The sequence below is a fragment of the Micromonospora pattaloongensis genome (assembly GCF_900107255.1).
GTDB lineage: Bacteria > Actinomycetota > Actinomycetes > Mycobacteriales > Micromonosporaceae > Micromonospora_I > Micromonospora_I pattaloongensis.
In genome coordinates, this window is the sequence record NZ_FNPH01000002.1 from 768,899 (window position 1) to 780,435 (window position 11,537).

10 protein-coding genes and 1 pseudogene are annotated in these 11,537 nt (G+C 73.7%); 1 reads left to right on the forward strand and 10 read right to left on the reverse strand.

The annotated features are described in order from the left end of the window. Nucleotide 1: 1 nt before the first annotated feature. The 4 genes from gatA to ligA form a co-directional block, all read right to left on the reverse strand. Nucleotides 2–1,477, reverse strand: coding sequence for an Asp-tRNA(Asn)/Glu-tRNA(Gln) amidotransferase subunit GatA (gatA, locus tag BLW47_RS09410; protein ID WP_091554504.1), 1,476 nt, complete (start codon nt 1,475–1,477; stop codon nt 2–4). Between the two features lie 4 nt (nt 1,478–1,481). Continuing rightward, nucleotides 1,482–1,781 (reverse strand): Asp-tRNA(Asn)/Glu-tRNA(Gln) amidotransferase subunit GatC, encoded by a 300-nt coding sequence (gene gatC / locus BLW47_RS09415; protein WP_091554506.1) that lies wholly within the window; start codon nt 1,779–1,781, stop codon nt 1,482–1,484. Between the two features lie 170 nt (nt 1,782–1,951). Further along, entirely contained in the window at nt 1,952–4,048 is a 2,097-nt protein-coding gene (locus BLW47_RS09420; RefSeq protein ID WP_091554508.1) for a putative bifunctional diguanylate cyclase/phosphodiesterase, read from the reverse strand. A 181-nt stretch (nt 4,049–4,229) separates the two neighbouring features. Continuing rightward, nucleotides 4,230–6,404, reverse strand: a complete 2,175-nt coding sequence (ligA, locus tag BLW47_RS09425; protein ID WP_425435366.1) for an NAD-dependent DNA ligase LigA — start codon at nt 6,402–6,404, stop codon at nt 4,230–4,232. Between the two features lie 175 nt (nt 6,405–6,579). On the opposite strand from ligA, the gene BLW47_RS09430 reads away from it, so the two are divergent. Further along, a complete protein-coding gene (locus BLW47_RS09430) occupies nt 6,580–7,095 on the forward strand; it encodes a type II toxin-antitoxin system PemK/MazF family toxin (RefSeq protein ID WP_091554687.1) in 516 nt (171 codons plus the stop codon). Nucleotides 7,096–7,113: 18 nt separating this feature from the next. Here the strand turns inward: BLW47_RS09430 and BLW47_RS09435 are convergent, their stop codons facing one another. The 6 genes and pseudogenes from BLW47_RS09435 to BLW47_RS09460 form a co-directional block, all read right to left on the reverse strand. Continuing rightward, nucleotides 7,114–7,317: a hypothetical protein gene (locus tag BLW47_RS09435; protein ID WP_091554511.1), complete on the reverse strand. Its 204-nt coding sequence runs from the start codon at nt 7,315–7,317 to the stop codon at nt 7,114–7,116. A gap of 64 nt (nt 7,318–7,381) precedes the next feature. Continuing rightward, nucleotides 7,382–7,735 (reverse strand): VOC family protein, encoded by a 354-nt coding sequence (locus tag BLW47_RS09440; protein WP_091554513.1) that lies wholly within the window; start codon nt 7,733–7,735, stop codon nt 7,382–7,384. 30 nt (nt 7,736–7,765) lie between these two features. Further along, entirely contained in the window at nt 7,766–8,773 is a 1,008-nt protein-coding gene (locus BLW47_RS09445) for a methionine synthase (RefSeq protein WP_091554515.1), read from the reverse strand. Nucleotides 8,774–8,801: 28 nt separating this feature from the next. Then, the gene (gene mnmA, locus BLW47_RS09450; protein WP_091554517.1) at nt 8,802–9,872 is read right to left on the reverse strand and encodes a tRNA 2-thiouridine(34) synthase MnmA; all 1,071 of its coding nucleotides are present in this window, start codon (nt 9,870–9,872) and stop codon (nt 8,802–8,804) included. A gap of 161 nt (nt 9,873–10,033) precedes the next feature. Next, the gene (locus tag BLW47_RS09455) at nt 10,034–11,212 is read right to left on the reverse strand and encodes a cysteine desulfurase family protein (protein ID WP_091554519.1); all 1,179 of its coding nucleotides are present in this window, start codon (nt 11,210–11,212) and stop codon (nt 10,034–10,036) included. A gap of 139 nt (nt 11,213–11,351) precedes the next feature. Beyond that, nucleotides 11,352–11,537, reverse strand: a pseudogene (locus tag BLW47_RS09460) (FAD-binding protein); the annotation flags it as partial.

Consider the following 11,537-nt stretch of genomic DNA (forward strand, 5'->3'; position numbering starts at 1 on the left):
GTTAGAGGGCGGGCGGGGTGAGGGTGCCGACCGCCGACTCCAGGGCGGAGGCCACCCGGTACATGCGGTCGTCGGCCATGGTGGGGGCCATGACCTGGAGGCCGACGGGGAGCCCCTCGGACAGACCGCACGGCACCGAGATCGCCGGACCGCCGTACAGGTTGGTCGGGATCGTGTACAGGTCCGCCAGGTACATCTGGTACGGGTCGGAGGTGCGCGCCCCGAACGGGAACGCCACGAACGGCGTGGTCGGCGAGATCAGCGCGTCCACCTGCTCGAACGCCGCCGTGAAGTCGCGGGTGATCAGCGTCCGCACCTTCTGCGCCTGCCCGTAGTAGGCGTCGTAGTAGCCGCTGGAGAGCGCGTACGTGCCGAGCATGATCCGCCGCTTGACCTCCGGGCCGAAGCCGGCGTCCCGCGTGATCGACATGACCTCTTCCAGCGACTTCGCGCCGTCGTCGCCGACCCGCAGGCCGAACCGGACGCCGTCGAAGCGGGCCAGGTTGGAGGAGCACTCGCTCGGCGCGATCAGGTAGTACGCGGGCAGGGCGTACTCGAAGTTCGGGCAGGAGACCTCGACGATCTCGGCCCCGAGCTTCGTCAGCGCGTCCACGGCGTCCCGGAACGCCGCCATCACGCCCGGCTCCGCCCCCTCGCCGGCGAACTGCGTCACCAGTCCGAGCTTCACCCCGGTCAGGTCGCCGGTCGCGCCGAGCCGGGCCGCCTCGACGACCGGCGGCACCGGCGCCGGGATCGACGTCGAGTCGCGCGGGTCGTGCCCGGCGATCACGGCGTGCAGCAGCGCGGCGTCCTCGACCGTGCGGGCGCACGGGCCGGGGGTGTCGAGCGAGGAGGAGAAGGCGATGAGGCCGTAGCGGGACGTCCCGCCGTACGTCGGCTTCGCCCCGACCGTGCCGGTCACCGCGCCCGGCTGCCGGATCGAGCCGCCGGTGTCGGTGCCGATCGTCAGCGGCGCCTCGTAGGCGGCGAGCGCCGCGGCGCTGCCGCCGCCGGAGCCGCCGGGGATGCGGCCGAGGTCCCACGGGTTGTTGGTCGGCCCGTAGGCGGAATACTCCGTCGACGAGCCCATCGCGAACTCGTCCATGTTCGTCTTGCCGAGCATCACCGTGCCGGCGGCGCGCAGCCGCTCGACGATGGTGGCGTCGTACGGCGGGCGCCAGCCCTCGAGGATCTTGGACCCGGCGGTGGTCGGCACGCCGCGCGTGGTGACGACGTCCTTCACCCCGACGGGCACGCCGGCGAGCGGACCGAGCTCTTCCCCGGCGGCGCGGCGCGCGTCGACGGCGCGCGCGGCCTCCAGCGCGCCCTCGGCGTCGACGTGCAGGAACGCGTGCACCCGGTCGTCGACGGCCGCGATGCGGTCGAGGTGCGCGCGGGCCACCTCGACGGCCGAGGTCTCGCCGCCGGCGATGAGGCCGGCGAGCTGCGCCGCGGTCATCCTGGTCAGGTCACTCACGGTTTCAGACCTCCTCGTCCAGGATCCGGGGTACGCGGAAGCGCCCGTCCTCGGCGTCCGGCGCGCCCGCCAGGGCGTCCTCCCGGTTCAGCCCCGGCCGTACGACATCGTCGCGGAAGACATTGGTCAGCGGCACCGAGTGCGAGGTGGGCGGGATGTCCCCGGCGGTGACCTCACCGACCCGGGCGACCGCCTGGAGGATCACGTCGAGCTGGCCGGCGAAGGTGTCGAGCTCCTCGTCGGTCACGGCGAGCCGCGACAGGCGCGCCAGGTGCGCGACCTCCTCGCGGGAGATGGCAGCCATCGGGGCCCCCTTGTGCACTGGTGATGTCTCGGTCCGGGCGGACGCAGCGTGGCACGCGCGCCGTCACCCGTGCGAGTCTATTTGTCACGGTCCGGCGTCCGCGCCCCGACTCCCCCAGCACGTCGGCGCGCCGCTGCGCCGCGCCCGCTCTGTCCCGCTCCGGGCGCCGATCAGTTGAGCGAGGGCGGGGCGGGGTTGACCGGGCGGTAGCGGGCCAGCCAGCTGACCAGCTCGTCGGCGGGCATCGGGCGGGCGTAGAACCAGCCCTGGGCGACATGGCAGCCGGCGCTGTGCAGCAACCGCCAGGTGCGCTCGTCCTCGACGCCCTCGGCGACCACCCGCAGCCCCAACGCGCGGGCGAGATCGATGATCGACCGGACGATCGCGGCGTCGTCGCCGCCCGCGGCCATTCCGAGCACGAAGGAGCGGTCCACCTTCACCTCCGCCAGCGGCAGCCGGCGCAGGTGCTGCATCGAGGAGTAGCCGGTGCCGAAGTCGTCCAACGCGATCTTCACGCCGATCCGGTCGAGCCGGGAGATCGTGGCAAGCACCCGCCGCGGGTCGGCCATCAGAGCGCCCTCGGTGATCTCCAGCTGCAACCGCCCGGCCGGTACGCCGTACCGGCCGAGCCGCTCGGCGATCTGGTCGGCGATCTCGCCGGTGTGCAGGTCGCGCACGCTGACGTTGAGCGCGGCCCGCAGCTGCACCCCGGCCGCCGCCCACTTGGCGAGCTGCTCCACCACGTCGTCGACCACCCGGCGGGTCAGCAGCCGCATCACCGCGCTCTGCTCCGCGACCCTGATCAGCTCCTCCGGGTCGACCATGCCGCGCTGCGGGTGGCGCCAGCGCAGCAGCGCCTCCACCCCCACCACCTCGCCCGTGTCGATCCGCACCTGCGGCTGGTAGTACATGGCGATCTCACCGGCGTCGCCGCCGCTGCGTTCGGCGCGGTGCGCCCCGCCGGCGTCCAGCACGCGGCGCAGGTCGGCCAGGAGGCTCAACCGCTCCGGGGAGTTGTGGTCGGACTCGGCGGTGTAGACGGCCGAGGCGTCGCCGCGGTGCTTGGCGTCGTACATCGCCACGTCGGCGTGGCGCATCAGCGTCGCGAAGTCCTCGCCGTGCTCGGGGTAGACCGCGATGCCGATCGACGCGCCCACGTCGAGCGGCAGCCCGTCGATCGGCACCGGTTCGGCGAGCGCCGCCACGATCTCGTCGGCCAGGCGCCGCGCGTCGTCGGTGTCGGCGAGCCGGGTCGCCAGGATCGCGAACTCGTCGCCGCCGAGCCGCGCCACCACGTCCCGCGCACGTACGGCCGCGGAGAGCCGGTTGCCCACCTCGACGAGCAGGCGGTCCCCGACCGCGTGCCCCAACGCGTCGTTGACGTGCTTGAACCGGTCGAGGTCGAGCAGCAGCAGCGCGAACCGCCCGTCGGGCCCGCCCCTGGCCGTGCGCTCCGCGTGCCCGGGGACCTGCTCGGCCACCTCCGCCAGCAGCGCCTTCCGGTTGGGCAGGCCGGTCAGCGGGTCGAGCCGCGCCAGCTGCTCCTGCTCCGCGGAGAGCCGCGCCATCCGGTACACGGCGTAGAGCGGCACCAGCACCAGCGGCACGAGCGCGGCGCTCGCGTGGGCGGCGGCGACCAGCACGGGCGCGAGCAGCAGCAACGCCCCGGTCGAGAGCGACTCGAACGCCAGCCCGTGCTGGAAGGTCCGCCACCACTGCCCGCCGAAGCGCAGCCGCACGGCGATGGTGACGCTGCCGTACTTGACGGCGAACCAGGTCCCGGCGGCCACGGCGACGGCCGCGACCTCCGTCCACCGCGGTGGCCCGTCGGCGGCGAAGACGCCACGGCCGGCGAGCCGGAGCACCGCGTCCGCGGCCGACAGCGCCAGCGCGTACTGCGCGATGTTGAACACCGCCCGCCACACCGTGTGCCGCATCCGCCACGCCGAGACGACGACGGCCGCGGCCTGGACCGCGACGGCCGGACCGACACCCCAGGCCAACATCATCGCGAACGTGAAACAGATGGACGGAAATACCGCCGAACTCTGTCGACGACCCGGCGGCGTGAATGGCCGGGCGTCGCAGACGACCGCCAGCGCGGCCATTACCCAGAAGGCCGGCGGCAGCGTCGGAACCTGCTTCGGAAGGGCCGTGATCGGTACGACGGATACCGCGACTCCCGCCGCGACCACCGGCCAGACGAAAGCGAAGAACGACACCGCCCGCTCGGAGGGAACGGAGTTCCGCAGCGCCGCGGCCTCCATGCGACCTCCCGACACCCATCGGCTGACGCGGTCCATTACCGCGTCGTTCGCGCTCCACCAAACGCTCCCACCATAGGAGCGCGGGGGTCTAGAGGCACGAATGGGACGTTGTCGTGACTAACTTGAGATACGTGGGCAAGTCAGCCTCGAAATTCACGTTCGCGTTACATTTACTGTGCGATTACTCATCGCTACTTTGCGCAACTTTACGGGCCGCTTCCGGGCCCTGTGACAGCAATGTCGCAAAGCCCGCCTCGTCCAGAATCGGGACTTTGAGCGAGAGCGCTTTATCGTATTTCGATCCCGGGTTCTCACCGACCACGACGAAGCCCGTCTTCTTCGACACCGAACCGCTCACCTTGCCGCCGCGCGACTGCACCGCCTCGGCCGCCTCGTCCCGCGAGTAACCGGCCAGCGACCCGGTGACCACGACGGTGATCCCCTCCAGCGGCCGGGGGCCCTCCTCGCCGCCCTCCTCCGCCATCCGCACGCCGGCCGCCCGCCACCGCGCCACGACCTCCTGCGCCCGCGGGGTGCCGAACCAGTCGGCCGCCGCCGCGGCGATCCCCGGACCCACGCCCTCCACCGCGACCAGCTCCTCCAGCGGCGCGGCGGCGATCGCGTCGACCGCGCGGAAGTGCCGGGCGAGCGCCTGCGCGGCGACCGGGCCGACGTGCCGGATCGAGAACGCGACGATAATCCGCCACAGCGGCCGCTGCTTCGCCGTCTCCAGGTTCTGCAGCAGCGTGTGGGCGTTCGCGCTGAGGCTGCCGTCCTGGTTGCGGAAGAACTCCCCGCGCGCGAGCGCGTCCGCGTCGAGCTCGAACAGGTCGCCGATGCTGGTGACCACGCCGGAGTCGACGAGCGCGATCGCGGCCCGCTCGCCGAGCGCCTCGATGTCGAGCACCCCCCGGCTGGCGATGTACTCCAGCTTGCGGGTCAGCTGCGCGGGGCAGTCCAGGTTGGGGCAGCGGATGTCCGCGTCCCCCTCCTTCTCGTAACGCAGCTCGGTGCCGCACTCGGGGCAGTGCGTCGGCATCTCGAACTCGCGCTCGGAGCCGTCACGCAGGTCCACGACCGGGCTGACCACCTCGGGGATCACGTCACCGGCCTTGCGGATCACCACCGTGTCGCCGATCAGCACGCCCTTGCGCGCCACCTCACCGGCGTTGTGCAGCGTGGCGAAGCCGACCGTCGAGCCGGCCACCTTGACCGGCTCCAGCACGGCGTACGGGGTGACCCGCCCGGTGCGCCCGACGTTGACCTTGATGTCGAGGAGCCGGGTGTTGACCTCCTCCGGCGGGTACTTGAAGGCGATCGCCCAGCGCGGCGCCCGGCTGGTGGAGCCGAGGCGACGCTGGATCGACACCTCGTCGACCTTGACCACCACGCCGTCGATCTCGTGCTCGACCGCGTGCCGGTGCTCCGCGAAGTAGGCGATGAACTCGCGGACGCCGGCCAGGTCCTTCACGACCTTCCACCGCCGGCTGATCGGCAGCCCCCAGCTCTCCAGCGCCGCGTACGCCTCGGACTGCCGCGCCGGCTCGAAGCCCCGCCGGGCGCCCAGGCCGTGCACGACCATCCGCAGCGGCCGGGTCGCGGTGATCCGCGGGTCCTTCTGCCGCAGCGAGCCGGCCGCCGCGTTGCGCGGGTTGGCGAACGGTGCCTTGCCCTGCTCGACCAGCGCCGCGTTGAGCCCCCCGAACGCCTCGACCGGGAAGTAGATCTCCCCCCGCACCTCGACGAGGTCCGGGACCTCGCCGGCCAGCTGCTCCGGGATCTCGCGGATCGTCCGCACGTTGGGCGTGATGTCCTCGCCGGTGCGGCCGTCACCGCGGGTCGCGGCGCGCACCAGCCGCCCCCGCTCGTACGTCAGGTTGACCGCGAGGCCGTCGACCTTCAGCTCGCACAGGTACGACACCGGCCCACCGGCGTCCCGCTCGACCCGCTCCGCCCAGGCGGCCAGCTCCGCGTCGTCGAACGCGTTGTCGAGGCTCATCATCCGCTCGGCGTGCGTCACCGGCGCGAACTGGGTGGCGTAGGCGTAACCCACCCGCTGGGTCGGCGAGTCCGGGGTGCGCAGCGACGGGAAACGCTCCTCCAGCGTGTTCAGCTCGCGGATCAGCGCGTCGTACTGCGCGTCGGAGATCTCGGGCGAGTCCAGCACGTGGTAGCGGAACTGGTGGTGGTCGATCTGCTCGGCCAGCGCGGCGTGCCGCTCGCGCGCCTCCGGCGTCGGCTCCACCCCGGCCAGCGCCTCCTGCGCGGGTGTGACCTGCTGCGGGACCGCTTCCTCAGACACCGACGACCTCCGTGTTCGCGTTTCTCTGCGCACCGTATCCGCCCTCACCGACATCCGCCGGGACCGACATCCGGGCTGTGTGCGCCCCCACCCCGGCGCGTCGCGCCGCCGGCGCACCCCGCCGACCGCCCGGGGCACGCGTCGCCGACACGTGACGGGCACGGTCGCGGCGACCGTGGCAGGATCGCGGTTCGGGTCGGGCCGCACGACCGCTACCGGGGAGGGCTGGATGTCGGATTGGTTGCCGTGGCTGCTCGGGCTCGCCACCGTGCTGCTCGCGCTCGGCGTGGGGACCAGCGCGAAGAGCCGTCGCGCGGGCGGCGGCCGGCCGGGTCGCCGGCCGGCGGGGCGCCCCGGCTCCGCGCCGCCCCGGCCCCGCAGCGCCGGAAAACCGAACCGCACGGCCCGGACCGGCTCGACAGTCGCGCAGCCGCGCGCGGGCGAGATCTGGTGGGCGGACGTGCCGTACGAGGACGGCACGGGCTCCAAGGTGCGGCCCTGCCTGGTGCTGCGCAGCGCCGGGAATGCCGCCGAGGTGCTCAAGATCACCAGCCGGGACAAGAGCGACCGGGCGGACCACGTACGGATCCCGACGAAGGCGTGGGACCGCGACGCCGAGCACGACAGCTTCCTCGACCTGACGGACCCGATCCGGGTCGCCGTCACCGCGTTCAAGGACCGGGCGGGGGTCTGCGACGACCAGCTGTGGCAGGCGGTGCGCGAACTGCACGGCCTGGCCCGCTGAGACCCGGCCGGACAACCACTACCGGTCGACGAGCCGGAACGCCGCGACGCCGGCGCACCACAGGAACACGATCGCGGCCAGCGCGAGCACGATGACGACCGCCAACGTGCGGAACCGCGCCAGCGCGGCGCCGAGCCGGGCGAACCGGCGACGGCGCGGCCGGACGACGGGACGGTCCCGCCGGTAGGAACCGGCGGGAGCCGCCTCACGTGGCTCGCTCATCACCGGTCACGCTAGCGACCGTGCGGCGGCGACCCGCCGGGAAACGGCGGGGACGAGCGGATCGTCAGTTTTTCCAGACCAGGCAGAACGGGTGGTTCGCCGGATCGGCGTAGACCCGGAAGTCCTCACCCTCGCCCGGCAGCCGCTTCGCACCGAGCGCCAGCACCTTGGCCTCGGCGGCGTCGACGTCGTCGACCATCACGTCGAAGTGCAGCTGCTGCGGCCGCTCCGGGTCGGGCCAGCGCGGCTCGCGCAGCCCGGGCGCCTGCTGGAACCCGACGCGCCCGGAGGCGTCGGAGATGACCACCCAGTCCTCGCTGTCGCTGACGATCGGCATGCCGAGCAGCTCGCTGTAGAACCCGGCGAGCCCGCGCGGGTCGGGACAGTCGATGACGACGTTGTAAAGGCGTCCAATCATGTCCGCATCATGCTCCCCGGGTCCGACACGTCAACCGAATTCGTAGAGCCGCCGCCCCGCGTCCCGGCACGCCGCGAGCACGGCCCGCGCGTACTCCGGCGGGGCCCCGGCCAGCCCGCAGGCCGGGGTGACCACGACCTGCCGGGGCAGCCGGGCCGCCGGGAAGCCGAGCCGGTCCCACAGCTCGCGTACCCGCTGCGCGACGCGGGCCGACGACGGCGCGCGACCGTCGGGCGGCGGCAGCGCCGGGGCGGCGCCGGCGAGCATCCCGAGCCCGGCGTCGATCGCCTCCCCCAGCGGGTCGAGGCGTTCGACGAGGTCGAGGTCGAGCGCGACGGCGGCGGCGCCGGCGTCCCGGACGACCTCCAGGGGTACGTCGGGCGCGCAGCAGTGCACGATCACCGGCACCCCGACCGCGTCGACGACGCGGCGCAGCGCCGTGGCGGCGGTGCTCGCCTCGACCGCCCGGTACGTGTGCAGGCCGCTCTCGGTGGGCACCCGTGCGGCGAGCACGGCCGGCAGCGACGGCTCGTCCAACTGGAGCAGCACGGTGGCGCCGGGGACGCGGCGGGCGATGTCCGCGACGTGGCCGCGCAACCCCTCGGCGAGCGAGTCGGTGAGGTCGCGCACCGCGCCGGGGTCGCGCAGCATCCGCCCGCCGAGGGCGAGGTCGATGCTGGCCGCGAGCGTCCACGGCCCGGCGGCCTGGACCTTGAGCGGCCCGGTGTAGCCGTCGGCCTGCTCGGTGAGCTGGTCGAGATCGCGTTCCAGCAGGTCGCGGGCGCGTCGCAGGTCACGCCCGCCGCGGGCGGCCACGCGCCAGCGCCCGGTGTAGAGCTCGACCGCGAGGTCGACGAGGAACACCGCCGAACGGCCGATCATGTCGGCGCCGGGGCCGCGGGCGGGCAGCTCGGGCAGGTGCGGCAGGGCGGGCAGCTCACCGAACACGATCCGCTGCGCCTCGGCGATGTCGGTCCCGGGCAGCGAGCCGATCCCGGTCGCCGCCCCGGCGGGCCACGGCCACGTTTGCTCCGTCACGCCGCCGACTCTACCGACGCGGCGGTGGTCAGCTGATGGTGGCGGAGCCGAGGACGATGTCGCCGCCCGCATCGGGACGGTACGCGACGACCGCCTGGCCGGCGGCGACCCCGCGGGCGGGGCGACGCAGCTCGGCGCGGAGCGACGCGTCGTCGACCACGACGGTCGCCGGGACGGCCTCGCCGTGCGCCCGCAGCTGCACCTCGCACTCGACCGGCATGTCGGGCCGCTCGCCGCCCGTCCACACCGGACGGACGCCGGTCACCGTCGACACGTCGAGCGCCTCGGCGGGCCCCACGGTGACGGTGTTGGTCTTCGGCGTGATCGACAGGACGTAGCGGGGGCGGCCGTCGGCGGCGGGGCGCTCCAGCCGCAGCCCGCGGCGCTGCCCGACGGTGTAGGCGTACGCGCCGGTGTGGCTGCCGAGCACCGCGCCGGTCTCGGCGTCGACCACGTCGCCCGGCGTCTCGCCGAGGCGCCCGGCGAGGAAGCCGCGGGTGTCGCCGTCGGCGATGAAGCAGATGTCGTGGGAATCGGGCTTGTCGGCGACCCCGAGCCCGCGCCGCTCGGCCTCGGCGCGCACCTCGGCCTTGGTCGAGTCGCCGAGCGGGAAGATCGAGCGGTCGAGCTGCGCGCGGGTCAGCACCGCGAGGACGTACGACTGGTCCTTGGCCAGGTCGACGCTGCGTCGCAGCAGGCCGTCGGGGCCGAGCCGGGCGTGGTGGCCGGTCACCACCGCGTCGAACCCGAGCGCGATCGCCCGGTCGAGCACCGCGGCAAACTTGATCTTCTCGTTGCACCGGAGGCAGGGATTCGGGGTACGCCCCGCGGCGTACTCGGCGACGAAGTCGTCGACGACGTCTTCGTGGAACCGGTCGGCCATGTCCCACACGTAGAACGGGATGCCGATCACGTCGGCGGCGCGGCGGGCGTCGCGGGAGTCCTCCAGCGTGCAGCAGCCCCGGGCGCCGGTGCGGTACGTCTGCGGGTTGCGGGCGAGCGCCAGATGCACCCCGGTCACGTCGTGGCCGGCGTCAACCGCCCGCGCCGCGGCGACCGCCGAGTCCACCCCGCCGGACATGGCTGCCAACACCCTCACCGCACTACCTCTTTCACCCCGTCGAGCGCTTCATCCCGTCGAGCCCCTTCATCCCATCGAGCCTAGCCGGCCGATCCGAGCGGCCGCCGCGCCCGCCACCGGGCGTGACGAAGGGCCCCTCCCGCGCTAGAAAGCGACAACGACGGCCGTTCCCTGCGCCCCTAACCGCGGGCGGAGCGGATGGCGCCGGCGCGGCGAGCGCGTTCGACGGCGGCCGGCAGCGCCGCGACGAGCGCGTCGACGTCGGCGGGCGTGGAGCTGTGGCCCAGGGTGAAGCGCAGCGATGAGCGCGCCCGGTCGTCGTCCGCGCCCATCGCCAGCAGCACGTGCGAGGGCTGCGCGACGCCGGCCGAGCAGGCCGAGCCGGTGGAGCAGGCGATGCCCTGCGCGTCGAGGAGCAGCAGCAGCGCGTCCCCCTCGCAGCCCGGGAACGAGAAGTGGGCGTTGCCCGGCAGCCGTTGGACCGGGTCGCCGTTGTAGACCACGTCCGGCACCGCCTCGCGTACCCGGCGCACCAGGTCGTCGCGGAGCGCGCCGATCCGCACGGCGTACTCCTGCTGGTTCTTGACCGCCGACTCGACCGCGACCGCGAAGGCCACGATGCCGGGGGTGTCGAGGGTGCCGGAGCGGACGTCCCGCTCCTGGCCGCCGCCGTGCAGCAGCGGCGTGCAGGCGACGTCCCGGCCGAGCAGCAGCGCCCCGACCCCGGACGGCCCGCCGAGCTTGTGCCCGGTGACGGTGAGGGCGGCGGCGCCGCTGGCGGCGAAGTCGACCGGGACCTGGCCGACCGCCTGGACCGCGTCGGTGTGGAACGGCACGCCGTGCCGCGCCGCGAGCGCGGCGATCTCGGCGACAGGCTGCACGGTGCCGACCTCGTTGTTGGCCCACATCGCGGTGACCAGCGTGACCTCGTCGGCGTGCGCCTCCAGCGCGGCGGCGAGCGAGTCCAGCTCGACCCGGCCCGCGCCGTCGACCGGGAGCCAGGTCGCGGTCGCCCCCTCGTGCCGGGCCAGCCACTCGACCGAGTCGAGCACGGCGTGGTGCTCCATCGCGCTGGCCAGCACGCGGGTGCGTGCGGGATCGCTGCCCCGACGGGCCCAGAAGATGCCCTTGACCGCGAGGTTGTCGCTCTCCGTGCCGCCGCCAGTGAAGATCACCTCGGAGGGGCGGGCGCCCAGCGCCGCCGCCACCCGCTCCCGCGACTCCTCGACCTTGCGCCGCGCGTACCGCCCCGAGGCGTGTAGCGACGACGGGTTACCCACTTCCCGCGCCGTGGCGACGTACGCCTCCAACGCCTCGTCGAGCATCGGCGTGGTCGCGGCATGATCCAGATAGGCCATCACCTTGCAGCCTATCGGCCGCCGACCGGCCGACCGGAGGCCACGGCCCACCCGCGTGTCCGGCGCGGGGCGGGGTACGGACACGGCGAGGGCCGGCGTCCGCATCGCGGCCGCCGGCCCTCGTTTCCCCAGGTCCCGCTTACTTGCGCTTGCGGATTTCCTCGGCGGCCTGCGGTACGACCTTGAACAGGTCGCCGACCACGCCGAAGTCGGCCAGTTCGAAGATCGGCGCTTCGGCGTCCTTGTTGACCGCCACGATCGTCTTCGAGGTCTGCATCCCGGCCCGGTGCTGGATCGCCCCGGAAATACCCAGCGCCACATACAG